This window comes from Streptomyces sp. NPDC088794, from assembly GCF_044750545.1.
Classification (GTDB): Bacteria; Actinomycetota; Actinomycetes; order Streptomycetales; family Streptomycetaceae; genus Streptomyces.
The window spans coordinates 1-25,386 of the sequence record NZ_JBIVKB010000010.1; the positions used below are offsets into that span (position 1 = coordinate 1).

At 71.4% G+C, this 25,386-nt stretch carries 16 protein-coding genes; 5 read left to right on the plus strand and 11 right to left on the minus strand.

The genetic code is table 11. The features are described 5' to 3' along the window. Together ACIP6U_RS26225 and ACIP6U_RS26230 are read right to left on the minus strand one after the other, a co-directional pair. A partial coding sequence (locus ACIP6U_RS26225) for a maltotransferase domain-containing protein (RefSeq protein ID WP_401722380.1) occupies nucleotides 1-1,001 on the minus strand: 1,001 nt, incomplete at its 3' end. 285 nt (nucleotides 1,002-1,286) lie between these two features. Next, nucleotides 1,287-2,501, minus strand: coding sequence for a S8 family peptidase (locus ACIP6U_RS26230; RefSeq protein WP_401722383.1), 1,215 nt, complete (start codon nucleotides 2,499-2,501; stop codon nucleotides 1,287-1,289). 332 nt (nucleotides 2,502-2,833) lie between these two features. Between ACIP6U_RS26230 and ACIP6U_RS26235 the strand changes: the two genes are divergently transcribed. Then, nucleotides 2,834-5,452, plus strand: coding sequence for a glycosyltransferase family 1 protein (locus tag ACIP6U_RS26235; protein WP_401722386.1), 2,619 nt, complete (start codon nucleotides 2,834-2,836; stop codon nucleotides 5,450-5,452). Between the two features lie 36 nt (nucleotides 5,453-5,488). Here the strand turns inward: ACIP6U_RS26235 and ACIP6U_RS26240 are convergent, their stop codons facing one another. The 7 genes from ACIP6U_RS26240 to ACIP6U_RS26270 all read right to left on the minus strand — a co-directional run bounded on the left by ACIP6U_RS26240 (nucleotide 5,489) and on the right by ACIP6U_RS26270 (nucleotide 17,679). Then, nucleotides 5,489-6,007, minus strand: a complete 519-nt coding sequence (locus tag ACIP6U_RS26240; protein ID WP_401722389.1) for a DUF1990 domain-containing protein — start codon at nucleotides 6,005-6,007, stop codon at nucleotides 5,489-5,491. 72 nt (nucleotides 6,008-6,079) lie between these two features. Beyond that, the gene (locus ACIP6U_RS26245) at nucleotides 6,080-7,744 is read right to left on the minus strand and encodes a M4 family metallopeptidase (RefSeq protein ID WP_401722392.1); all 1,665 of its coding nucleotides are present in this window, start codon (nucleotides 7,742-7,744) and stop codon (nucleotides 6,080-6,082) included. A 307-nt stretch (nucleotides 7,745-8,051) separates the two neighbouring features. After that, entirely contained in the window at nucleotides 8,052-10,103 is a 2,052-nt protein-coding gene (locus ACIP6U_RS26250) for a M4 family metallopeptidase (protein ID WP_401722395.1), read from the minus strand. 329 nt (nucleotides 10,104-10,432) lie between these two features. Next, on the minus strand, nucleotides 10,433-12,193 hold the full coding sequence (locus tag ACIP6U_RS26255; protein ID WP_401722398.1) for an ABC transporter ATP-binding protein: 1,761 nt from the start codon (nucleotides 12,191-12,193) through the stop codon (nucleotides 10,433-10,435). Further along, entirely contained in the window at nucleotides 12,190-13,974 is a 1,785-nt protein-coding gene (locus ACIP6U_RS26260; RefSeq protein WP_401722400.1) for an ABC transporter ATP-binding protein, read from the minus strand. The genes ACIP6U_RS26255 and ACIP6U_RS26260 overlap by 4 nt, the downstream gene beginning before the upstream one ends. Before the next feature lie 25 nt (nucleotides 13,975-13,999). Continuing rightward, complete coding sequence (locus ACIP6U_RS26265) at nucleotides 14,000-15,865, minus strand: ABC transporter ATP-binding protein (RefSeq protein WP_401722402.1); 1,866 nt, start codon at nucleotides 15,863-15,865, stop codon at nucleotides 14,000-14,002. After that, nucleotides 15,862-17,679 carry an ABC transporter ATP-binding protein gene (locus tag ACIP6U_RS26270; RefSeq protein WP_401722405.1) on the minus strand — a complete coding sequence of 606 codons (1,818 nt, stop codon included), beginning with the start codon at nucleotides 17,677-17,679 and terminating at the stop codon, nucleotides 15,862-15,864. The genes ACIP6U_RS26265 and ACIP6U_RS26270 overlap by 4 nt, the downstream gene beginning before the upstream one ends. A 218-nt stretch (nucleotides 17,680-17,897) precedes the next feature. Here ACIP6U_RS26270 and ACIP6U_RS26275 point away from each other — a divergent pair, with 218 nt between their 5' ends. The 4 genes from ACIP6U_RS26275 to ACIP6U_RS26290 are packed head-to-tail and all read left to right on the plus strand — an operon-like array spanning nucleotide 17,898 to nucleotide 21,478. Then, nucleotides 17,898-18,800 (plus strand): ATP-binding cassette domain-containing protein, encoded by a 903-nt coding sequence (locus ACIP6U_RS26275; protein WP_401722408.1) that lies wholly within the window; start codon nucleotides 17,898-17,900, stop codon nucleotides 18,798-18,800. Next, entirely contained in the window at nucleotides 18,797-19,531 is a 735-nt protein-coding gene (locus ACIP6U_RS26280; protein ID WP_401722411.1) for an ABC transporter permease, read from the plus strand. The genes ACIP6U_RS26275 and ACIP6U_RS26280 overlap by 4 nt, the downstream gene beginning before the upstream one ends. Before the next feature lie 26 nt (nucleotides 19,532-19,557). Beyond that, the gene (locus ACIP6U_RS26285; RefSeq protein ID WP_401722413.1) at nucleotides 19,558-20,820 is read left to right on the plus strand and encodes a sensor histidine kinase; all 1,263 of its coding nucleotides are present in this window, start codon (nucleotides 19,558-19,560) and stop codon (nucleotides 20,818-20,820) included. Then, nucleotides 20,813-21,478, plus strand: coding sequence for a response regulator (locus ACIP6U_RS26290; RefSeq protein ID WP_401722415.1), 666 nt, complete (start codon nucleotides 20,813-20,815; stop codon nucleotides 21,476-21,478). Before ACIP6U_RS26285 ends, ACIP6U_RS26290 begins: the two co-directional genes overlap by 8 nt. A gap of 21 nt (nucleotides 21,479-21,499) precedes the next feature. On the opposite strand, the gene ACIP6U_RS26295 is transcribed toward ACIP6U_RS26290, so the two are convergent. Beyond that, the gene (locus ACIP6U_RS26295) at nucleotides 21,500-22,921 is read right to left on the minus strand and encodes a sulfatase (RefSeq protein ID WP_401722418.1); all 1,422 of its coding nucleotides are present in this window, start codon (nucleotides 22,919-22,921) and stop codon (nucleotides 21,500-21,502) included. Nucleotides 22,922-23,005: 84 nt separating this feature from the next. Then, nucleotides 23,006-25,237: a glycogen debranching protein GlgX gene (gene glgX, locus ACIP6U_RS26300; protein WP_401722421.1), complete on the minus strand. Its 2,232-nt coding sequence runs from the start codon at nucleotides 25,235-25,237 to the stop codon at nucleotides 23,006-23,008. Nucleotides 25,238-25,386: the final 149 nt, after the last annotated feature.

Sequence of the window (25,386 nt, forward strand, 5' to 3'; positions counted from 1 at the left end):
GCTTCCTGCACGAACCAGGCGAAGTCCTCGATCGTGCCCAACCGCGGGTTGACGGCGTCGTGCCCGCCCTCCGGCGAACCGATCGCCCACGGCACCCCCACATCCTCCGGACCGGCGGAGAGGGTGTTGTTGCGGCCCTTGCGGAACGTCGTCCCGATCGGGTGGATGGGCGGGAGGTAGAGCACGTCGAAGCCCATCGCCGCGATCGCCGGCAGCCGGCGGGCCGCGGTGCGGAACGTGCCGTGCGGCTGCTCGGGCGTGCCCTCCGACCGCGGGAAGAACTCGTACCAGGCGCCGTACAGGGCCCGCTCCCGCTCCACCAGCAACGGCAGCGGGTCGGAGGCGGTGACGAACTCCCGCAGCGGATGCCCGGCCAGGACCGCGTCCACCTCCGGCGTCAACCCCGCCGCCAACCGGGAGGCCGCCGGGCGGTTCTCGTCGCGCAGGGCGGTGACGGCGGCCAGGAGCACCTCGCGCTCGTCGGCGGGGACGTCGGGGTCGGCGGCGGCCCGCTCGTACAGCCGCGCGCCCTCCTCCAGGACCAGTTCCGTGTCCATGCCGGCCGGGATCTTGATGCGGGCGTGGTGCCGCCAGGTCGTGACGGGGTCGCTCCACGCCTCCACGGTGTAGGTCCAGTGGCCCGGCGCGTCGGGGGTGACGGTGGCGCCCCAGCGGTCGGTGCCCGGGGCGAGTTCGCGCATCGGCGTCCACGGGCCCGGGCGGCCGTCGGGGTCGGTGAGGACGGCATTGGCGGCCACGGCGTCGTGGCCCTCGCGGAACACGGTCGCCGAGACCTGGAACGACTCGCCGGTCACGGCCTTGGCGGGGCGGCGCCCGTGCTGGATCACGGGGCCGACGTCGAGGACGGGGATACGCCCGATACCGGTCGCGGCGCCCGCGGAGGGTGGCTCCGGGGCCGGCGGGACGATGTCGGTGGGGGGTACAGGGGCTGGGGCGGTGCTGGGCGTCGGGGGTGCTGACGAGTGGTGCGTGGCGGGCATGACCGCTCCTGTCCGCGTCAACGTGGGTGGGCGGATGGCTGTGGGGAGGTGGGTCCTGCGTGGTGTTCCGGTGGAACGCGCTGGGATGTACCGCTGGTGTACCGCTGAGAGGTATCGGGCGAGCGTGCTGGGGGTGTACCTGGGGGAGCCTTCCCACCCTAAGCGAGTGAGCAATCCGGCACTTTGTTAACTACTCAGCCGTATGTCTACACACAAGACCGGCCCCGTTCGAGGGGAACGGGGCCGATATCGGGACTCTGCCAGGACCAGCAGGGGACTTTGCCACTACGAGGGCGGCACCTGGAGAAGTTCGTCCGGTGATCCGGGACCCCGTCCGGAGACCTTTCCGGCCACCGCAAGTTTGACCAGGGCTTTGGACACCTGGGCCGGAGACGCCCTGCGGTGGGCGGCCAGATAGAGCGCGGCGGCGCCCGCGGCATGGGGGGTCGCCATCGACGTACCGGAGAAGGTGGCCCGGCCGGTGTCGCTCGCGTCGGACGCCGACGTGATCGAGACGCCCGGGGCGAACAGGTCCACGGCGGACCCGTAGTTGGAGAAGCCCGCCCGTGCGTCCGCCCGGTCGGTGGCGCCGACGGTGACGGCCTCCTTCACGTCGGCGGGGGAGTAGCCGGAGGCCGGCTGGCCGCCGTTGCCGGCGGCGACGGTGTACGTGACGCCGGAGGCGATGGAGGTGCGTACGGCCGCGTCCAGCTGGGCGTTGCGGTAGCCGCCGAGGCTGAGGTTGGCGACCGCGGGCTTGCGGGCGTGCCGGGTGACCCAGTCGATGCCCGCGATGACCTGGGCGCTGGTGCCCGCGCCGGCGTTGTCGAGGACGCGTACGGCGACAACCTTGGCCTTCTTGGCCACGCCGTAGGTCGCGCCGGCGATGGTCCCGGCGACGTGGGTGCCGTGTCCGTTGCCGTCGTTCGCCGTGCGGTCGTCTCCGACGAAGTCCCAGCCGTAGCTCGCGCGCCCGCCGAAGTCCTTGTGCGTGACGCGGATGCCGGTGTCGATGACGTACACCGTGACGCCGTTGCCCCCGGCGGCGGGCGCGCTGTAACCCCTGTCCAGCGGCAGGGCGGGCTGGTCGATCCGGTCCAGGCCCCAGGACGGCGGGTCGGACTGCGGGGCGCCCGGCGTGCGGTCGAGCGCGATCCGGGTGTCCTGGACGACCGAGGCGACCCCGGAGTCGGCCGCGAGCCGCCTCGCCTGTCTCTCGGTCGCCTTGATCGCGTAGCCGTTGAGGACCGTGCCGTAGGTGTGGCTTATTCTCGCCCCGTACCGCTCGGCGATGTCCTGGCCGGCGGCCGACGGGGCCTTCGTGTCCCCCCTGAGCGTCACCAGGTAGCTCCCGCTGACCGAACCGGCCTCCCCGGCGCCGTGTATCCGCCCCTGTGGTACGGCGTGCGCGGGCAGTGTGATGGCCGAGAGCGCGGCGGCACAGCTCACCGCGGTCAGGCCCCCCGCCCAGCGCAGACGCCATGTGCGCGTCCTTGCCATGATTCGAGTTCCCCTCCTCGATTCGGCGTGCGGCGAGCACGGAACGCCGGGCGCACCCGACGGCCGGGCGGCACGCCACTTGGAGCCTCTCGTGCGGTGCGAAGGCCCACAAGGATGCCTATGGGGGCGGAATCGGCCATATCGGTTATGGGGTGAACAGGGTGATGACGGAAGGTTGCGCTCATTTTCGGTCGATGAGTGATCGACCTGTACCGGCACGCTTGATCCGGAAGGGTCCGCCACACGGACGCCGGGGTAACCATTACCGTCGTCAATGACGTCGAGACGCACACCGCCGTGCGTCCGCACAGCGATCTGCGCTGAGGTGGAATGTGAAGGCGATCCGTCGATTCACCGTCCGTCCCGTTCTCCCCGACCCCCTCCGGCCCCTGAGTGATCTGGCCCGCAATCTGCGCTGGTCCTGGCACGCCGAGACGCGCGACCTGTTCCAGTCCGTCGACCCCGAGCGCTGGGCGGCCTCGGACGGTGATCCCGTACGGCTGCTCGGCAGTGTCTCCCCGACGCGGCTCGCGGAGCTGGCGGAGGACCATGGGTTCCTGCACCGGCTGACCGAGGTCGCCGGTGACCTCGACGAGTACGTGACCGGTGAGCGCTGGTACCAGGCGCAGCCCGGTGGGCTGCCCGCCGCCATCGCCTACTTCTCGCCCGAGTTCGGGGTGACGGCCGCGCTGCCGCAGTACTCGGGCGGCCTCGGCATCCTGGCCGGCGACCATCTGAAGGCGGCCAGCGATCTCGGGGTGCCGTTGATCGGGGTCGGCCTGCTGTACCGGCACGGTTACTTCCGGCAGTCCCTGTCCCGGGACGGCTGGCAGCAGGAGACGTACCCGGTGCTCGACCCGAACGAGCTGCCGGTGGCGCTGCTCAAGGAGGCCGACGGCACGCCCGCGCAGGTCTCCCTCGCGCTGCCCGGCGGCAACCGGCTGCGGGCCCGGATCTGGCTGGCCCAGGTCGGCCGGGTCCCGCTGCTGATGCTCGACTCGGACATCGAGGAGAACGCCCTCGGTGAACGCGGCGTGACCGACGTGCTCTACGGCGGCGGCAGCGAGCACCGGCTGCTGCAGGAGATGCTGCTCGGCATAGGGGGTGTGCGGGCGGTGCGGACCTATTGCCGGCTGACCGGTCACGCCGAGCCCGAGGTCTTCCACACCAACGAGGGGCACGCCGGGTTCCTCGGTCTGGAGCGGATCGCCGAACTCGGCGACCAGGGGCTGGACTTCGACGCCGCGCTGGAGGCGGTGCGGGCCGGGACCGTGTTCACCACGCACACCCCCGTGCCGGCCGGCATCGACCGCTTCGACCGTGAACTCGTCGCCCGGCACTTCGGTCCCGACGCCGAACTCCCACGCATCGACGTGGGCCGGATCCTGGGACTGGGCATGGAGACCTATCCCGGTGGCGAACCCAATCTCTTCAACATGGCCGTGATGGGGCTGCGGCTCGGGCAGCGCGCCAACGGTGTGTCGCTGCTGCACGGGCAGGTCAGCCGGGAGATGTTCTCCGGGCTCTGGCCGGGGTTCGACCCCGAGGAGGTGCCGATCACCTCCGTCACCAACGGGGTGCACGCGCCGACCTGGGTCGCGCCGGAGGTGTTCCGGCTCGGTGCCCGGCAGATCGGCCCGCAGCGCACCCAGGACGCCATGACCGTCGGCGGCTCGGACCGCTGGGACGCGGTCGCCGACATCGGCGACCAGGACATCTGGGAACTGCGGCGGGTGCTGCGCGAGCACCTGGTGGACGAGGTGCGCGAGCGGCTGCGCGCCTCCTGGCGCCAACGCGGGGCGGGGACGGCCGAGTTGGGGTGGATCGACGGGGTCCTGGACCCGGACGTCCTCACCATCGGATTCGCGCGGCGCGTCCCCTCGTACAAGCGGCTGACGCTGATGCTGCGGGACCGGGACCGGCTGATGGATCTGCTGCTGCATCCCGAGCGGCCGATCCAGATCGTGGTGGCGGGCAAGGCGCATCCGGCGGACGACGGCGGCAAGCGGCTGGTGCAGGAGCTGGTGCGGTTCGCGGACGATCCGCGGGTGCGGCACCGGATCGTGTTCCTGCCCGACTACGGCATGGCGATGGCGCAGAAGCTCTACCCCGGCTGCGACATCTGGCTCAACAACCCGCTGCGCCCGCTGGAGGCCTGCGGCACCTCCGGCATGAAGGCCGCGCTCAACGGCTGCCTCAACCTCTCGGTCCTGGACGGCTGGTGGGACGAGTGGTTCCAGCCCGACTTCGGCTGGGCGATCCCGACGGCGGACGGCGCGGGGACCGACCCCGACCACCGGGACGACATCGAGGCCGCCGCGCTCTACGACCTGCTGGAGCAGCGGGTGACACCGCGTTTCTACGAGCGCGGGGAGCACGGCCTGCCCGACCGCTGGATCGAGATGGTCCGGCAGACCCTGACCCTGCTCGGCCCGAAGGTGCTGGCGGGGCGCATGGTCCGGGAGTACGTCGAACGCCTCTACACCCCGGCCGCCCACGCGCACCGCGCGATGGACCCGGCCTCGGCCCGTGAACTCGCCGCCTGGAAGGCCCGGGTGCGGGCCGGCTGGCACGCGGTCACCGTCGACCACGTGGAGACGTCCGCCGCCACTCCCACGGCGGAGTTGGGCACCACCCTCGGACTGCGCGTCCGTGTCGGCCTGGGCGACCTCGGCCCCGAGGACGTCGACGTCCAGGCCGTCTCCGGGCGCGTCGACCCCGAGGACCGCATCACCGACGCGGCGACGGTCCCCCTGAAACCGGCGGGCGGACCGGACGCGGAGGGCAAGTGGGTCTACGAGGGCCCCCTCGCCCTGGACCGCACCGGGCCCTACGGCTACACGGTCCGCATCCTGCCGACCCACCGACTCCTGGCCTCCGGCGCGGAGTTGGGCCTGGTCGCGGTGCCTTCGGAGGAAGCGGTGGAGGGGGCGGGGGTGCTGCTCAGGTAGCGTCCCGCGGTGAGCGGCGGTCCTCGCGGCCGTCGCTCACGCCGCGTCGAAGGGCGCGCACAGCTGCTGGAGCACCTTCCCGCAGCGCCGCGCGTACGCGTTCTGCAGGCCGCGCGCCGCCGGGCCGCCCGCTCGGGCGTACCACTTGGCGCCCCGGCTGAAGGCGGAGACGGTGAGCCAGACCGTGCCGTCACCGGTGCGGTCGACCAGGAAGAGTTCCTCGCCGCACTCCGGGTGGCCGGTCAGGGTGCCGTAGGCCCAGCCGGCGCGGCGGGGTTCGTCGACCGTGTAGACCACCCGGCACGGGGCCTTGATCATGCCGGCGAGGGTGACCGTGACCTCGACGTCGGGAGCCGCGCGCTCGGCGGTGGTGTCCATGCCCACGCCCATCGTGCGGTGCATCTCCCAGGTCAGGACCGCCTCGGAGGCCCGTCGGAAGACCTTCTCGCCCTCGCCGAGGCGAGTGCGGACGTGCAGGGAGCGGAAGCCGGGAGGGCAGAAACCGACGCGCCGGGTGGCGCCGACGTCGTCGTACGTGAAGTCCGTCAGAGGCATGGGAACCAAGGGTAGGGCGGTACCCGGGAATGCCTTCGTCCCGGGTACCGCCCCGTGCCAACCCCCCTCGGGTCAGCTCACGTTGACCGCGGACCAGGCCGCCGCCACCGCGTTGTACTCGGTGCTGCCGGAGCCGTACAGCGCGGCCGCCGCGGAGAGCGTGCCGGTGCGGGCCGCCTTGTAGTTCGTCGTCGACGTGAAGTACGTCGTCAGCGCCTTGTACCAGATCTGGAGCGCCTTGGCCCGGCCGATGCCGGTGACCGTGGAGCCGTTCGACGTCGGCGAGTTGTAGCTGACACCGTTGATCGTCTTGGCGCCACTGCCCTCCGAGAGGAGGTAGAAGAAGTGGTTCGCGACGCCGGACGAGTAGTGGACGTCCTTGTTGCCGACGGTGGAGGACCAGGAGTCCGCCGAGCCGCCGTCCTTGCTCGGCTTGTCCATGTAGCGCAGCGGCGTGCCGTCGCCGTTGATGTTGATCTTCTCGCCGATGAGGTAGTCACCGACGTCGGAGGAGTTGCCCGCGTAGAACTCGACGCCCGTGCCGAAGATGTCGGAGGTCGCCTCGTTCAGGCCGCCGGACTCACCGCTGTAGTTGAGGCCCGCGGTGTTGGCGGTGACGCCGTGGCTCATCTCGTGGCCTGCCACGTCCAGCGAGGTCAGCGGGTGGGTGTTGCCCGAGCCGTCGCCGTAGGTCATGCAGAAGCAGCTGTCGTCCCAGAACGCGTTCACGTACGAACTGCCGTAGTGCACGCGGGAGTAGGCGCCGACGCCGTTGTTCTTGATGCCGCTGCGGCCGAAGGTGGACTTGTAGAAGTCCCACGTCTCCTGCGCACCGTAGGCGGCGTCCGCGGCGGCGGTCACGTCCGTGGTGGAGCTGGAGGCGGTGCCGGTGCCCCACGTGTTGGTGGTCTGCGAGAACAGGGTGCCGGTGCCGGACGTCCCGTGCTTCAGGTTGTACGTCTTGTGGTTGCCGCGCGAGGCGTCGGTCAGCGAGTACGTCGTGCCCGACAGCGTGGTGGTGAGGCTGACGGTGCCCGAGTACAGCGTCTTGCCGGTGCCGGTGGCGTTCTCGATGCCCTGGTACTCGAAGAGCTTCTTGCCGGTGGCCGCGTCGGTGATGACGTGCAGCTGGTTGGGGGTGCCGTCGTCCTGGAAACCGCCGACGATCGTCTCGTAGGCGAGGACGGGGGTGCCGTCACCGGCCCAGATGACCTTTCTGGCACCGTCGGCCGCGGTCTTGTCCGAGCCGGCGGCCTTGGCGGCGGTCAGCGCCTGCTTCTCGGCCTTGGCGGTGGTGATCTTCGGCGTGACCGAGGCCACCTTGATGGTCGCCTTGACCGCCTTGGTGACACCCTCGGCCTTGCCGGTCGGGGAGGTGTGCACCACGAGGTCGCCGCCGAGTACCGGCAGGCCCGCGTAGGTGCGCTCGTAGCGGGTGTGGACGGTGCCGTCGGCGTCCTTGACGACGTCCTTGGCGACCAGCTTCTCCTTGGTGCCGAGGCCTATCTGCTGCGCCGTCTCGGAGACGTCGGCCTGCGCCTTCTGCAGGAGCGAGGTGCGGGCGGCTGCCGTCAGCGAGGTGGGCGCGGCGGCGAGCTGTGCCTTGCCCGAGGAGTCCGCCGGGGTCTGGGCGGAGGCCGTGCCGGCGGCCAGACCGGTGCTGAGCAGCGCTCCGGCGGCGACGGCGGTGGCAATGGCGAGCGTGGTGCGCTTGTGACGCGCGTAGAGGGGGGTCACACAAGCTCCTTGTGGTGGGGGAGTCCGGCCGGCGTGGGGCGCCCGGCCGGGTTGCTGTGAAGTTGTGCGGCGGTTGTGAGGAAGAGTGACATCGGGGGCGCGTACATGTCAGGACCCCGAAGTGATGTTGGCTGAAAATCGACTGACGGGTGAACATTGCTGGAATGTAAACGGACTTGACCTCGATAAAAGGCCAACCAGCGGTCGGTATAGGCGTGGCAAAAAGAAGGCGCCGCCCCGGTGGTTCGAACCACCGGGGCGGCGCCCTGACGTCGGGCCCCCGTGGGGGCCGGTCGGACCGTGCGGCCTACGGGAAGGTGAGGCTCCAGCTGTTGATGTAGCCGGTGTCCTGCGCCGCCACGTCCTGCGCCTTCAACTTCCAGACCCCGTTGGCGACTTCGGAGGACGCGTTGACCGTGTAGGTCGCCTGCACGTTGTCCGCCGAGTCGTTGGCGCTGGAGTTCTTCAGGCGGTACGTCGACCCGTCCGGGGCGACCAGGTCGAGCACCAGGTCACCGCGCCAGGTGTGCACGATGTCGACCGAAACCGAGAGGTTCGACGGGGCGTTGCCCGTCCGCCCGGACACGGTGATCGACGACGTGACGGCCGCCCCGTTGTCCGGAATCGACACGTCGGCCGTGTTCTCGAACGAGGTGCCGCCACCGCCGCCGCCACCGGAGCGCGCACCGACCGCGACGGCCGCCCACGCGTCCTGCACCGCCTTGTACTCGGTGCTCGTGGTGCCGTACAGCTCGCCCGCCGCCGCGAGCGTCCCGGTGCGGGCCGCCGCGTAGTTGGTGGTGGACGTGAACTTCGTGGTCAGCGCCCGGTACCAGATCTGGAGCGCCTTGTCCCGGCCGATGCCGGTGACCGGAAGGCCGTCCGAGGTGGGCGAGTCGTAGCTGACGCCGTTGATGACCTTGGCGCCGCTGCCCTCGCTCAGCAGGTAGAAGAAGTGGTTGGCGGGGCCCGAGGAGTAGTGGACGTCGATCGAGCCGATCCCCGAGTACCAACTGTCCTTGGATGCGCCGTCCTTGCTCGGCTTGTCCTGGTAGCGCAGCGGGGTCCCGTTGCCGTTGATGTTGATCTTCTCGCCGATGAGGTAGTCACCGACGTCGGAGGCGTTGTTGGCGTAGAACTCGACGCCGGTGCCGAAGATGTCGGAGGTCGCCTCGTTCAGGCCGCCGGACTCGCCGCTGTAGACGAGGCCCGCGGTGTTGGAGGTGACACCGTGGCTCATCTCGTGCCCTGCCACGTCCAGCGAGGTCAGCGGACGGGCGTTGCCCGAGCCGTCGCCGTACGTCATGCAGAAGCAGCCGTCGTCCCAGAACGCGTTCACGTACGCGTTGCCGTAGTGGACGCGGGAGTACGCGCCGACGCCGTTGTTCTTGATGCCGCTGCGACCGAAGGTGTTCTTGTAGAAGTCCCAGGTCTCCGCGGCCCCGTAGTGCGCGTCGGCGCCCGCGGTCGCGGTGTTCGACGTGGTGCCGTTGCCCCAGGTGTCGGTGGTCTGGGAGAACAGCGTGCCGGTGCCGGACGTGCCCCGGTTGAGGTTGTACGTCTTGTGGCCGCCGCGCGCGCCGTCGGTCAGCGTGTAGTTCGACCCGGACTGGGTCGTGGTCAGCGTGACCGTGCCGCTGTACTGCGTGTTGCCGGTGCCGTTCTTGATGGCCTGGTACTCGAAGAGCTTCTTGCCGGTGGCCGCGTCGGTGATGACGTGCAGCTGGTTCGGCGTGCCGTCCTCCTGGAGACCGCCGACGACCGTCTCGTACGCCAGGACCGGGGTGCCGCTCGCCGCCCAGATCACCTTGCGCGGTGCCGCGTCGGCGCTCGCCTTGGTGCCGCCCAGCGCCTTGGCGCGGGTGACGGCCTGCTTCTCGGCGGCGGCCTTGGTGATGTCCGGGGTGACGTCGGAGACCTTGATGGTCGCGTTCGTCGCCTTGATGACGCGCTGGGTGGCGCCCGACTTGGCGGTGTCGACGACCAGGTCGCCGCCGAGCACCGGCAGGCCCGCGTAGGTGCGCTCGTAGCGGGTGTGCAGGGTGCCGTCGGCGTCCTTGACGACGTCCCGCGGGACGAGCGTCTCCTTGGCGCTCAGGCCGATGTCCTTGGCGGTCGCCGCACCGGCCGTGTCGGCCGCGCGTATCAACTCCGCGCGCTGGGCGGGGGTGAGCTTGACGGCCGCGTGGGCCTTGGACGCCGAGGGCGCCGGGGCCGGGGCGGCGGAGGCGGCGCCCGACTGGACGGCCGCGGCGAGCAGGGCGGTCACGCCGGCCAGAGCGACGGCGGCGACGCGACGGTGCGCCGTGGGGCGCTGTGCGGTGTGGGAGGTGCGTCTGCGAGAGGAACTGCTTCTCAACACTGACTCCTTCTGCGTGGCCGCGGGTCTCACGGCCAGTGGGGATCCGGACGATGGGTCGACCGTCCGGGCAGAACTGGGTCAAACGCGGAACCAGGTGCAGGTGGCCGCTCGACGAGACGGCACTGGTTCGTGCTGTCTGTGGGGTTGCTGTGGAGCGGCCGTGGGAAGCGTGCCAGGGGAGTGCGGTTTCTGTCAGGGGCGCGTCAGAAGGTTGGCCGGAAATCGTCCGTTGTTCGGTAGTTCATGTTCGTTATACGGAGCCGTTGTCCGGTCGGTCCGGGGAGCCGCTGTCCGCTGACCGGTGAGTCAGTGCCGGTCGGCCGCACCTACCCGCCGCCAGGGGCGACGTCACCGTGCCAGGTCCGCCACAGCGCCGCGTACGCCCCGTCCCCCGTCACCAGCTCGTCGTGCGTGCCGAGTTCGGTCAGCAGGCCGTCCTCCATCACCGCCACCCGGTCCGCGTCGTGCGCGGTGTGCAGCCGGTGCGCGATCGCGATGACCGTACGGCCTTCGAGTACGGCGGCCAGGGCGCGCTCGGTGTGCCGGGCCGTGGTCGGATCCAGCAACGCCGTCGCCTCGTCGAGGATCAGCGTGTGCGGATCGGCCAGGACGACCCGGGCCAGGGCGAGTTGCTGCGCCTGCGAGCCGTCGGTACGGCAACCGCCCTCGCCCAGCACCGTGTTCAGACCGTGGGGCAGCTCCCGCACCCAGTCGTCGGCGCCGACCGCCGCGAGGGCCGCCCACAACTCCTCGTCCGTGGCGGCCGGTTCGGCGATCAGCAGGTTGTCCCGGACCGTGCCCAGGAACACGTGGTGCTCCTGGGTGACCAGGACGACCTGGCGGCGCAGCTGCTCCGGGTCCAGGCCGACCACCGGCACCCCGCCCACCGTCACCGTGCCCTCGGTCGGCGCCTCGACGCCCGCGAGCAGTCGGCTCAGCGTGGTCTTCCCGGCTCCGGACGGCCCGACCACCGCCAGCCGCTCGCCCGGCCGCACGGTCAGGTCGACCCCGCGCAGCACCTCGCCGCCGCGCTCGTAGGCGTACCGCACCCCCGTCACGTCGATACGGTCGCCGGACGGGGCCGGGGAGTCGGCCGGCACCGCCCGCGGAGCCTTCGCCAGGCCCTCCACGCGGGCGAACGAGGCGCCGCCGCTCTGCAGTTGCTCGATCCGCATCAGGATCTCGTCGAGCGGGTTGCTCAGCCGTTGCAGATACAGGGCCGCCGTCACCACGGCGCCCAGGCTCAGCGTGCCCTGCCCGTGCAGCACCCCGCCGACCAGCAGGACCGTGACCACCGGGATCAGGTACGAGACGTCCACCGACGGGAAGAACACCGAGCGCAGGAACAGCGTGTACATCCGGGTGCGCCGGGAGACCTCCAACGCGTCCCGGCTCGCCGCGATCCGGCGCTTCTCCAGCCGCAGCGCCTCGACCGTGCGCGCCCCGGACGCCGTGGCCGCGAGGATCTCGGCGACGTCCGAGGTGGCCGCGCCCTCGGCGAGGTAACCGTCGCGCGCACGGCGCAGATACCAGCGCAGCGCGACCCACGTGCTGACCAGACCGAGCAGTCCGCAGAGGCCGAGCAGCGGGTCGATCACGAACACCGCGCCGATCAGGAACAGCGCCTGCGCGCCGTTGATGAGCAGTTCGGGCCCGGCGTCGCGCAGGGTCGTGCCGACCGTCGCCACGTCCGCGGTGCCGCGCGCGGTCAGGTCCCCGGTGCCGGCCCGCTCCACGACCGCCGCGGGCAGCGCGAGCGCGCGGTCGACGAACTCCTCGCGGACGCGGGCGAGGACGCGTTCGCCGAAGCGGTGTCCCACGTAGCGTGCCCAGCGGGCCAGGAGGAGTTGGGCGACGGCGCAGAGCAGGATCCACACGGCCAGGCGGTCCACGGCGTGTACCCCGTCGCCGGCGCGGACGTCGTCGACGATGCGGCCGACCAGCCAGGGGCCGACGAGGCCGGCGGCGGCTGCGAGGGCGTTGAGGGCGAGGACGGTGGTGAAGGCCTTGGTGTCTCCGCGGATCAGGCGGGTGATGGCTCGGCGTACGTCTTTCGGTTCCGCGACGGGGAGTTGGGCGTTTGTCATCCGACGGTCTCCTCGGCGGTGGCGTCCCTTGCGACGAGGGCTCGGTAGCCGGGGTCTTCGGCCAGGAGGGTGTGGTGGGTTCCGGTGGCTGCGACCTTGCCGTCCACCAGGTAGTAGACGGTGTCGGCGTGGTCCAGTACGAGGGGGGAGGTGGTGGTGACCACGGTCGTACGGCCTTGTCTGTCCTGTTTGAGACGTTCGGCTACGCGGGCCTCTGTGTGGGCGTCCAGGGCCGACGTCGGTTCTACGGCGAGCAGGATCTCGGGGTTGGCCAGCAAGGCCCGTACGAGTCTGATGCGTTGGCGTTGGCCGCCGGAGAGGTTGGTGGCCTGGGCGTTGATCTGGGAGTCGAGGCCGTCGGGGAGGGACTGGAGGATGTCGTCGGCGACTGCGGTGTGGATGGCCTGCATGATGTGCGCCTGAGGGGGTGCCTGGTCCGGTTGTTCGGCGGGTGCGGGTTCGTCGTGGCTGGTCGCGCAGTTCCCCGCGCCCCTGAGGGGCACGCTCGCACCGGCGATCAAGTCGTGCAGTTGGCCTGTGAACAGGGTGGAGTCGTGGTCCGCCACCAGGATGTGCCGTCTGATCTGGGGGAGGGCGATCTGGTCCAGGGGGATGTCTCCCCAGGTTGCTCTCGATGGGGCGTATCGGCCCAGGCGGTCGATCACTTCCGTCGCGTCGGACGGGCGGGCGCCTGCCAGGGCCGTGAAGTGGCCGGGACGGATGCGGACGCCGGACTCCGGGTCGTGCAGGGTCGACGGTTCCGCGGGGGCGTCTCGGGTGCCGGTGTCCTCCATGGGGTCCAGGCGCAGGAAGCGGACCACTCGGCGGGCCGAGACCAGGCCGCGGCTGATCTGGTAGCCGCACTCCACCCAGAACCCCACCGGCGCCACCAGCACCGCCACATAGCCGTACACCGACACCAACTCGCCGATGCTGATGTCCCCTTGGGCAGCGAGGCGGGCCGCCAGCCAGGTCACCACGGCGAGGAAGAGGGTGGGGAGGCCGACGCCGAGTGCCTGGACCCAGCTGGTCACCGCGCCGACCCGGTAGCCCTGGCGGCGCAGGTGCTGGGAGTCGGTGCGGAAGGCGTCCGCGAACAGGCCTTTGCCGCCCAGGCCGTTGAGGACGCGCAGGCCGCCGGCGAGGTCGGCGATACGGGCCGTCAGGATGCCCTGCCGGTCCCGGTACTCGGTCTCCGCGCCCTGGAGGCGGGCGAGCAACGGGCCGACGATCAGGACGATCAGCGGCATGCCGAGCAGGACGACGGCGGCGATCAACTCCGAGACGGACAGCAGGAATCCGGCGACCGCCAGATAGGCGACGACCGCACCGACCCCCGGTCCGACCGCCGTCAGCGACGTGCTGATCGTCTGGACGTCACCCACGCCGATCGTGACGACCTCCCCGGCCCCCACCCGGCGGGGCAGCGCGGCGCCGAGGCGGACCGCCTGGTCGACGACCACCTTCACCGTGCGGAAGTTGGCGTCCATCCGCACCCGCGTCATCGTGCGGTGCCGCATCAGGCCCAGCCAGGCGTTGAACGCCCCGACTCCGAGGAGGGCCCCCGTCCAGCCCACCAGGGCCGGATGGTCGCCGGGCACCAGTCCCTCGTCGATCGCCCGGGACAGCAGATACGGCGTGGCCGCGAGCAGCACCATCCACGTGCTGCTCAGCACCGCCCCGGCGAGCGACATGCCGGGCTGGCAGCGCACCAGCCACCACAGGTAACGGCCACCGCCCCGGCGGTCGGGCTCGCCCGGATCCTCGTACGCGTCGATCATCCGTCCCCGGCCCTTTCGACCCCTGTCACGCCAGACTGTCCCGCCACGCCCGGTGCAGATCCGCGAACCGGCCCGTGCCCGCGACGAGTTCGGCCGGGCTGCCGTCCTCGACGATCCGGCCGTGCTCCATGACCAGGACCCGGTCGGCGATCTCCACGGTCGACAGGCGGTGCGCGATGACCACCGCCGTGCGCCCTTGCAGGACCGTCGACATCGCCCGCTGCACGGCCCGTTCGCCGGGGACGTCGAGGGAGCTGGTCGCCTCGTCCAGGATCAGCACGGCCGGGTCGGCGAGCAACGCCCGCGCGAACGCGACGAGTTGGCGCTGACCGGCGGAGATACGGCCGCCTCGTTTGCGTACGTCCGTGTCGTAGCCGTCGGGTAGCGCCTCGATGAAGTCGTGCGCGCCGATCGCCTTCGCGGCCCGCTCGATCTGTTCGCGGCTCGCGTCGGGGCGGCCGATGGCGATGTTCTCGGCGACCGTGCCGGAGAACAGGAACGCCTCCTGCGTCACCATCACCACCCCGCGCCGCAGTTCGGGCACGGCCAGCTCGCGCAGGTCGACGCCGTCCAGCAGGACCTGTCCCGCGGAGGGGTCGTAGAAGCGGGCGAGCAGCTTGGCCAGGGTGGACTTGCCGGCGCCGGTGGTGCCGACGACGGCGACCGTCTGGCCGGCCGGGAGGGTCAGGTCGAAGGCCGGCAGGACCTCGCCGCCGGTGCGGTAGCCGAAGCGGACACCGTCGAAGACGACCTCGCGGCCCGGGTGTTCGCTCTCCAGGGCCGGCAGCTCGACGGGCGAGGCGGGCTCCGGCACGGACGGCGTCTGCGCCAGCAGCCCGGCGATCTTCTCCAGGGAGGCCGCCGCCGACTGGTAGGAGTTGAGGAACATGCCGAGCCGGTCGATCGGGTCGTACAGGCGGCGCAGATACAGCACCGCGGCGGCCAGCACGCCGAGTTCGAGGGAGCCGCTCGCCACCCGGTAGGCGCCCCACAGCACGATGCCCGCGACCGCCGTGTTGGCGACGAGGCGGGAGCCGACGACGTACCGGGCCATCTCTAGGAGCGCGTCGCCGTTGCTGAGCTCGTGCCGGCGGTTCAGCACCCGGAAGTCGGTGTCGTTGGCGGCCTCGCGGCGGAAGGCGCGGACCGGCCGGATGCCGTTCATCGTCTCGACGAACTTGACGATCACGGCCGCGATCGCGGTGGACCGCAGCCGGTACACGCGGACCGCGCGCCGCTGGTAGACGCGGACCAGCAGGTACAGCGGCACGAAGGACGCCACCGCGAGCGCGCCGACGCCGAGGTCCAGCCAGAGCAGCATCGCCGAGATGTAGACGAAGGACAGGATGACCGTGATCAGTTCCTGGAGGCCCTCGTTCAGCAGCTCGCGCAGGGACTCGACGTCGGTGGTGGAGCGGGAGATCAGCCGGCCCGAGGTGTAGCGCTCGTGGAAGTCGATGCTGAGCGCCTGCGCGTGCCGGAAGATACGGCCGCGCAGGTCGAGCAGCACGTCCTGGTTGACGCGGGCCGAGGCGATGATGAACGCGTACTGCAGTCCGCCGGAGATCAGCGCGCACAGCAGATAGGCCACGGCCACCGCGATCAGCGGTCCGTGGTCGGCGCGCCGGAACGCCGGCACCGCGCTGTCGATCGCGTACGCCACCAACAGCGGGCCCGCCTGGACGGCCGCCTGCTGGACGAGCAGCAGGAAGCTGGTGAAGGCGACGCGGGCCTTCATGGGGGCGAGCAGGGAGCGCAGCAGGATCGAGGTGGCGCCCGGGGGAGTGGGCAGCACGTCGCGGTCGAAGGGGTCGCCGGCGCCCTTGGGGCGGGGCAGGTCCGGTTCGTCGTCCGCCGCCGGGACGGGGGAGGAGGTGGTCGGAGCCGTCATCGGTCGTCCTCCGCTTCGTCGGTCCCGGACATGAGGTGGGCGTACTCGGCGTTCGTGCGCAGCAGTTCCTGATGCGTGCCGACGGCGGTGATCCGGCCGCCGGAGAGCAGGGCGACCCGGTCGGCGAGCAGGACCGTGGAGGGGCGGTGGGCCACGATGAGCGCGGTGGTGTCCGCGAGGACCTCCCGCAGCGCGGCCTCGACGGCGGCCTCGGTGTGCACGTCCAGCGCGGACAGCGGATCGTCCAGGACCAGGAACCCGGGTCTGCCGACCACCGCCCGCGCCAGCGCCAGGCGTTGCCGCTGACCGCCCGACAGACTCAGGCCCTGCTCGCCGACCTGCGTGTCGGTGCCCTGCGGGAGCGCGTGCGCGAAGTCGGCCTGGGCGACGGAGAGCGCGCGGTTCAGCTCGGCCGCGCCCGCCTCGTCGTCGGCGCCCATGAGCACGTTGTCCCCGATGCTCGCCGAGAACAGCGTCGGCTCCTCGAAGGCGACGGCGACCCGGGAGCGCAGCTCCGCCCTGGACATCGCGGTGATGTCCTCGCCGTCCAGGGTGATGTGCCCCTCGGTGACCTCGTGCAGCCGCGGCACGAGCGCGGTCAGCGTCGTCTTGCCGCTGCCGGTGGACCCGACCAGCGCCATGGACTCGCCGGGACGGATGTGCAGGTCTATCCGGTCCAGCACGGGCGCGGACCCGGGCTGGGCGTCGGGGTATCGAAACCGGACCCCACGGAACCGGATCCCGCGCTCGCGCTCGCCGTCCGGACCCTCGGCCGGCTGCTCCGAGCCGAACGCCCGCTGCTCCTCCGGCAGTTCGTCCATCACCTCGAAGTACCGCTCCGTGGCCGTCGCCGCCTCCTGGCTCATCGCCAGCAGGAAGCCGATGGAGTCCACCGGCCAGCGCAGCGCGAGGGCCGTCGAGAGGAAGGCGACCAGGGTGCCCGCCGACAGGTCGCCGTCGGCGACCTGGACGGTGCCCAGGACCAGGGCCGCGCCGATCGCCATCTCGGGCAGCGTCACGATGACACCCCAGATGGCGGCCAGCAGCCGCGCCTTGCCCAACTCGGTGCCGCGCAGGGTGTGCGACAGCTTCCGGAACGCCAGGGCCTGGCTGCGGTGCCGGCCGAACCCCTTGATGATGCGGATGCCGAGGACGCTCTCCTCGACGACCGTCGTCAGATCGCCGACCTGGTCCTGCGCGCGCCGCGCCACCAGCGCGTACCGCTTCTCGAAGACCACACAGGTGACGATCACCGGGATCGCGGGACCCAGGATCACCAGCCCCAGGGTCCAGTCCTGGAGCAGCATGATGATCACGCCGACCAGGATCGTCACCCCGTTGACCAGCAGGAAGGTCAGCGGGAAGGCGAGGAACATGCGCAGCAGCATCAGGTCCGTGGTGCCCCGGGACAGCAACTGCCCCGAGGCCCACCGGTCGTGGAAGGCGACCGGCAGCCGCTGCAGATGTCCGTACAGATCCGCCCGCATCTCCGCCTCGACGTGCGACAGCGGCCTGGCCACCATCCACCGTCGCAGCCCGAACAGCAGCGCCTCCGCCAGCCCGAGCAGCAGCAGGTACAGCGCCCCGAGCCACACCCCGGCCGGATCCCGGTCGGCGACCGGCCCGTCGACCATCCACTTCAGCACCAGCGGGATCACGAGCCCCGTACAGGAGGCCAGCACGGCGACGAACGCGGCGGTGAACAGCCGCGCCCGCACGGGCCGGACGTAGGGCCAAAGACGCAGCAGGGTGCGCACGGTGGACCGCTCCCCGGTCGCCGTGCCTTCCTCGGTGGTCGAACGTGTAGTGGCCATCGTCAGTGAGCCTACGGATCGGCACTGACAACGCCCAGCGAGTTTTGGCCGGACCCTGATCGGCCGCTGGACCTACGACCTGCGCGTTCGAGGAGTCGTACAGGGCCGTGGAGGGCGGGGAGCCGGCCGGTAGGAGGCCGGCATCAACCGATCGGTTGATGCCCCTTCGAGCGCGACGGGCGATGTGGCGGATGCCCGCTCCCCGGGACGCTGAAGCCATGTCCGTCATCGAAGTCACCGAACTGCGCAAGTCCTACGGGGGCCGGCCCGTCGTCGACGGCGTCTCCTTCGCCGTCGAGGAGGGCGAGATCTTCGGGATCCTCGGCCCCAACGGCGCCGGCAAGACCACCACCGTCGAGTGCGTCGAGGGACTGCGCGTCCCCGACGCCGGCCGCGTCCGCGTCACCGGCCTCGACCCGATCGCCGACCACGAGCAGGTCGCCCGCGTGCTCGGTGCCCAGCTCCAGGAGAGCGAACTCCAGGCCAAGCTCACCGTCCGCGAGGCCCTGGAGCTGTACGCCTCCTTCTACCCGAGCCCGCTGGACTGGGGCCCGCTCGCCGAACGCCTCGGCCTGACCGCGAAGCTCACCACCCGCTTCGCGAAGCTCTCCGGCGGCCAGAAGCAGCGCCTGTTCATCGCGCTCGCGCTCATCGGCAACCCCCGGATCGTCGTCCTCGACGAACTCACCACAGGCCTGGACCCGCGGGCCCGCCGCGACACCTGGCAGCTCATCGAGGACGTGCGCGCGGGCGGGGTCACCGTCCTGCTCGTCACGCACTTCATGGAGGAGGCGCAGCGCCTGTGCGACCGGATCGCCGTGATCGACCAGGGGCGGGTGGCCGCCCTGGACACCCCGGACGGCCTGATCCGGCGCTCGGCCGGCTCCACCGTCATCAGCTTCACGCCCTCCGCGCCGCTGGACGAGGGTGACCTGAACGCGCTGCCCGCGCTCGTGTCGGTCGAGTACAAGGACAGCCGGGTCACGCTGTCCGGCACCGACGAGACCGTCAACGCGGTCATCACCCTGCTCGCCCGCCGGCACATCACCGCCCACCAACTCCGCGTGTCCGACGCCACGTTGGACGACGCCTTCCTGGACCTGACGGAGGTCTCCGCATGAACACCGCCGTCCTGCGCACCGAGGTGCGCCTCTTCCGCCGCGAACCGGGCGCCCTCTTCTGGATCCTGTTCTTCCCGACCCTGCTCCTGGTGATCCTGGGTTCCATCCCGTCCTTCCGCCACCACCAGGCGGACCTGGGCGGCCTGCGCACGGTCGACGTGTACGTCCCGGTCGCCGTCCTGCTCGGCATGATCGTCGGCGCGCTCCAGTCGATGCCGCAGAACCTCACCGGCTACCGCGAGCGCGGCATCCTGCGCCGCATGTCCGCCACCCCGGTCCGCCCGTCCGCCCTGCTCTCCGCACAAATGCTGGTCTACGGCGGGGCGGCGCTGATCTCCGCCCTGCTCGCGCTGGTCGTCGGCCGGCTCGCCTTCGACGTACGGCTGCCCCAACAGGCCTTCGGCTACCTGCTCGCCCTGGTCCTCGCGATCCTGGCCGCGCTCGCGCTGGGCGCGGTGGTCTCGGCGCTGTCCCGCACGACGAAGATCGCGGGCGCCATCGGCTCCGCGGTGTTCTTCCCGATGATGTTCTGCGCGGGCGTGTGGATCCCCGTGCAGGCCATGCCGGACACCCTCGCGCGGATCGTCGGGTACACGCCTTTCGGGGCCGCCGCCGAGGCCCTGAACCGGGCGGCGGCGGGGAACTGGCCGGGCTGGACGCACCTGGGTGTGCTGGTCGCCTGGACCGTGCTCCTGACGGCCGGCGCCTCGCGCTGGTTCCGCTGGGAGTAGGGGAGGCGGCCGTGCAGACTGGGGAGATGACCACGAAGGACCGGCAGATCGAGCGGCGCTGGGAGCAGCTACACACATGGGGGCCGTACGGTCTGCTCGGGATCAGTGTCGTCCTCGCGGTCGCCGCCTCCGGCCTGGACGACCGCTCCGTCGACTGGTACCTCGGCTGGTCCCTGGTCGGTGCCGCGGTCGTCCTCCAGCTGTGGTGGCACGGCACCCGCTCCCGCCGTCCGGGCCGTGGCCGTGTCCCCTCCCGGACAGGGACGGCGTACTACGTCGTCCGCTGGGCCATCGCCTTCGTCCTCACCTGGATCAACCCGTTCTTCGCCTTCTACGCCGCCGCCGGCTTCATGGACGCCGACGAACTGCTCCCGGGCCGGTGGCAGCGGCTCGGACTGCTCGCGAACGCGGTCACCGTGGCCGGTGCGCAGGCCGGCGGGCTGCCGTTCGAGAGCGGGGTCCAGTGGATCCTCTTCCCCGCGCTCGTGTTCGCCAACTCCGGCCTGCAGATGGTGATCGCGCATCTGCAGGAGCAGGAGACCCAGCGCTCCCACGAGCGCAACGAGACCATCACCGAACTCGAACGCACCAACACCGCCCTGCAACAGGCCCTCGACGAGAACGCCGCCCTGCACGCCCAACTCCTGCTCCAGGCAAGGGAGGCCGGGGTCGCCGACGAGCGCCGCCGGCTGGCCGCCGAGATCCACGACACCATCGCCCAGGGCCTGACCGGCATCATCGCCCAGCTCCAGGTCGTGGCCAACGCACCGGACCTGACGACCGCCCGCACCCACCTCGACCGCGCCTCCACGCTCGCCCGGCACAGCCTCGGCGAGGCCCGCCGCTCCGTGCAGAACCTCGCGCCCATGGCCCTGGAGAACCACGGACTGCCCGAGGCACTGAAGAACACGGTCGCCGAGTGGGGCGAACGCACCGGCGTCCGCGCCGAGTTCACCGTCGCGGGCACCGCCGAGCACCTCCACGACGAGGTCTCGGCGACCCTGCTGCGCATCGCCCAGGAGGCCCTGTCGAACGCCGCCCGGCACGCGGGTGCCGGCCGCGTCGGCGTGACCCTCACCTTCCTCGGCTACGAGGTCATCCTCGACATCCGCGACGACGGCCGGGGCTTCGACCCCCTCGCCCTGCCCGAACGCACCCGCACCGGCGGCTTCGGCCTCGACGGCATGCGGGCCCGCGCCGAACGCATCGCCGGCACGCTCACGATCGAGACCGAACCGGGGCACGGCACGGCCCTGTCGGCTCGCGTACCGTTGGTCCGCCATGAGTGACGAACCCCTGATCTCCCCTGCCGAGCCCCAGATCTCCGTGCTGATCGTCGACGACCATCCCGTCGTACGGGACGGTCTGCGCGGCATGTTCGAGTCCGCGCCCGGCTTCCGCGTGCTGGGCGAGGCCGCCGACGGCGTCGAGGCCGTGGAGCGGGCCGCCGCCCTCGACCCGGACGTGATCCTGATGGACCTGCGCATGCCGGGCGGCGCGGGGGTCGACGCGATCCGCGAACTGACCCGCCGCGGCGCCCGCGCGAAGGTGCTCGTCCTGACGACGTACGACACCGACTCCGACACCCTGCCCGCGATCGAGGCGGGCGCGACGGGCTACCTCCTCAAGGACGCCCCGCGCGACGAACTGTTCACCGCCGTCCGCGCGGCGGCGGCAGGCCGTACGGTCCTGTCGCCCGCCGTCGCCTCCCGCCTGGTCTCCGCGGTCCGCACCCCCAAGGCGCCCGGCAACGAACCCCTCTCCACCCGCGAGCGCGAGGTCCTGGCCCTGGTCGCCAAGGGCACCTCCAACCGCGAGATCGCCCGCGAACTCTTCATCAGCGAGGCGACCGTGAAGACCCATCTCACCCACCTGTACGGCAAGTTGGGCGTGAACGACCGCGCGGCGGCGGTGGCGACGGCGTACGAACGGGGAATTCTCGGCTAGTTCGGACCTCGGCCGGTTCGGCTAGTTCGGGTAGGGGAGCAGGCCGGAGGCTGTCTTCTCCCAGGCCGCCTTCAGTTCGGCGAGCAACTCGGGCTTGTCGGGCGCGAGATCGGCCTGCTCGCGCACGTCGGTGCCGAGGTCGTAGAGGTGGTCGTCGCCGTCGGCGTCCTGGTAGTACTTCCAGTCGCCGCGCCGCAGGGCCCGGTTGGCCCGCACCCGCCAGAACAGGTCGCGTTCCGGGAGCCGTTCGCCGTGCAGCAGGTAGCCGGCGAAGGAGGTCCCGTCGAGCGGATACGCCGGGTCGGGCCGGGCGCCGGCCAGCTCCAGGAAGGTCGCGGTCCAGTCGGGGGAGAAGTTCGGTTCGTGGCTGACCTGGTTGCCGTCGATCCGGTGCGGCCAGCGCACGATGGTCGGCACCCGGATGCCGCCCTCCTGGAGCACGAACTTCTCGCCGCTCAACGGCCACAGGTACGACCAGCGTTCACCGCCGTTGTCGCTGGCGAAGTACACCAGCGTGTTCTCCTCCTGCCCGGACCGGCGCAGCGCGGTGAGCACCTCGCCCACGGCCGCGTCGAGGCTCTGCACCATCTCCGTGTACTTGGCGACAGACCCGCCGTCGTAGTGGTTGAGCGCGTTGGAGACCTCGGCCTGGTTCTTCGCGGCCCGGATCCTCGCCGCGATCTCGGCGCCGGTCTCCTCGTCGCCCTCCGCGAGCCAGGGCCAGTGCGGAGTGGTGAAGTTGAGGTTCAGCAGCCACGGCCGGTCGTGGTCGCGGCCGACGTACTCCACCGCCCGCTCGGTCAGCACCTCGGTGTAGTAGCGCAGGTCCCTGTAGGTCGCGTCGCCCTCGTAGAGGTCGTAGTCGCCGAGCTGCCCCAGCTTGGAGAAGTACTCCAGCACGCCCCCGTGGTTGCCGAAGAACTCGTCCCAACCCGACTTGGTGGGGCTGTAGTCGGGCAGCCAGCCGCAGTGCCACTTGCCGATGAGGGCGGTGGCGTAGCCGGCCTTCTTCACCAGCGAGGCCAGGGTGGGGTGGTGGGGGTCGAGCCCCTGCGCCCGGTTGGCGATCGGCTCGGCAAGGCCGCCCGGCGTACGGCCCGGATAGCGCCCGGTGTAGAGGCTGAACCGGGTCGGCGAGCAGGTCGCGGAGCCGGAGTAGGCGTCCGTGAACCGCACTCCCTGCCGGGCCAGCCGGTCCAGGTTCGGTGTCTTGATGTGCGGGGCGCCGTAGGAGGAGAGGTCGGCCCAGCCGAGGTCGTCGCCGAGGATGACGAGAAGGTTGGGACGCCTGCCGGAGGCTCCGGGGCGGGCCTTGAACGGCTGTTCGGCGGGGGCGGCTGCGGCGGAATCGGCGGCTGCGGCGACGGTCGGCACACCGCCGACGGCGGTCACGGCACCGCCGCCGACAAGACCACCGAAGGCGCGACGGGATATCTGAGGCATGCGTTCCAGTCGATCAGCGGCTCCGGACCTTGGCCAGGAATCCGGCCCGGAGTTCATGGGCCTGAAACGAACCGCACCGGACCCTCACCCCACCCTCAGCAACAACACCGACCGCGCCGCCACCGTGATCGCCGCCCCCGCCCGGTGCACCGCCCCCGGTGCCTCCCCCTGCTCCTCCTTCGACGTGTCGACGACCACCTCGTACCGCTCCGCCCACGGCGAGCCCGGCAGCACGAAGGTCGCCGGACGGTCGCCGGCGTGCAGGACAGCGAGGAAGCTGTCGTCGATGATCGGGTCGCCGCGTTCGTCCCGGCCGGGGATGTCCCGCCCGGAGAGGTACATGCCGAGCGTGGCGGCGGGCGCGTACCAGTCCCGTTCCGTCATCTCCGTGCCGCGGGCCGTGAACCAGGCCAGGTCCCGCAGGCCGTCCACGGAGTGCGCACGGCCGGAGAAGAAGGCGCGGCGGCGCAGCACCGGGTGCCGGTGGCGCAGGTCGATCAAGCGGGCGGTGAGGTCGGTCAGGGCCCGCCAGCCGGGGTCGTCCAGCAGGCTCCAGTCGATCCAGCTGATCTCGTTGTCCTGGCAGTACGCGTTGTTGTTGCCCCGCTGGGTGCGCCCCAGTTCGTCGCCCGCGACCAGCATCGGCACGCCCGTCGACAGCAGCAGCGTGGTCAGCAGGTTCCGCAACTGCCGCCGCCGCAGCGCCTGTACGCGCTCGTCGTCCGTCTCGCCCTCGGTCCCGCAGTTCCACGACCGGTTGTCGTCGGTGCCGTCCCGGTTGTTCTCGCCGTTGGCCTCGTTGTGCTTGCGTTCGTAGGAGACCAGGTCCCGCAGGGTGAAACCGTCGTGCGCGGTCACGAAGTTGACGGACGCGTACGGCCGTCGGCCGCCCCACGCGTACAGGTCGCTGGAGCCCGACAGGCGGTAGCCGAGATCCCGTACGTCCGGCAGCGCGCCGCGCCAGAAGTCCCGTACGGCGTTGCGGTAACGGTCGTTCCACTCCGTCCACAGCGGCGGGAACGCGCCCACCTGGTAGCCCCCGGACCCCACGTCCCACGGCTCGGCGATCAGTTTCACGCGCCGCAGCACCGGGTCCTGCGCGATGACCGCGAGGAACGGGGACAGCATGTCGACGTCGTGCATCGAGCGGGCCAGCGCCGCCGCGAGGTCGAAGCGGAAGCCGTCGACGCCCATCTCGGTCACCCAGTAGCGCAGGGAATCGGTGATGAGGCGCAGCACGTGCGGCTGGACGACGTGCAGGGTGTTGCCGCAGCCGGTGTAGTCGGCGTAGCGGCGGGCGTCGGACTGGAGGTGGTAGTAGCCGCGGTTGTCGATGCCCTTGAGGGAGAGGGTGGGGCCCTGTTCGCCCGCCTCGGCCGTGTGGTTGTAGACGACGTCGAGGATGACCTCGATACCGGCCGCGTGCAGTGCGCGGACCATCCGCTTGAACTCGCCCACCTGCTGTCCCGTCGTACCGGAGGCCGCGTACCCGGCGTGCGGGGCGAAGTAGCCGATGGAGTTGTAGCCCCAGTAGTTCTTCAGGCCGCGGCGCAGCAGGTGGTCCTCGTGCGCGAACTGGTGCACCGGCAGCAGCTCCACCGCCGTCACGCCCAGCTTCACCAGGTGCTCGATCGCCGCCGGATGCGCCAACCCGGCGTAGGTGCCGCGCAGTTCCTCCGGTATCTCCGGGTGCAGGGCGGTGAAGCCGCGCACGTGGAGTTCGTAGATGACGGAGTCGGCCCAGGGGGTCTTGGGGCGGCGGTCGTCCTCCCACTCGTCGTCGTCGTGGACGACGACTCCCTTGGGGACGAACGGCGCGGAGTCGCGGTCGTCGCGGACGGTGTCGGCGACCTGCTGCTGCGGCCAGTCGCGGACATGCCCGTACACCTCCGGCGGCAGGCCGAAGTCACCGTCCACCGCGCGCGCGTACGGGTCGAGGAGGAGTTTCGCCGGGTTCCAGCGGCCGCCGGTCCACGGGTCCCAGCGGCCGTGCACCCGGTAGCCGTAGCGCTGTCCGGGCAGCACGCCCGGCACGAAGCCGTGCCAGATCTCGTGCGTCAGCTCGGTCAGCCGGGCCCGGGTCTCCTTGCCCGACTCGTCGAACAGACACAGCTCGACGGCCTCCGCCCCGCCCGCCCACAGCGCGAAGTTGGTGCCCGCCACCCCGTCGGGACCGACCCGGTACCGGGCGCCCAACGGCATCGGCGCACCGGGCCGCACGGGCACGCCCGGCGTCCTGCGCCGGGACCCGTTCACCACGGCGGCCGGAGCTACGAGCTCCGCTGCCACCGCCTCCTGCTCGGCTGCGCTGGACACCTGTCAGCCTCCCACGGCTCGTGGGACGACGGGGAAAGGGGCGTACGGCGTCCCGACCGGACGTGCCCTCTCCTGTCGTCCTCCCCACTGTTCTGCCCAGAGCTTGCGTCGCACTCACGTTTCCCTTGGCGACCCCTGTCGTTGTCACG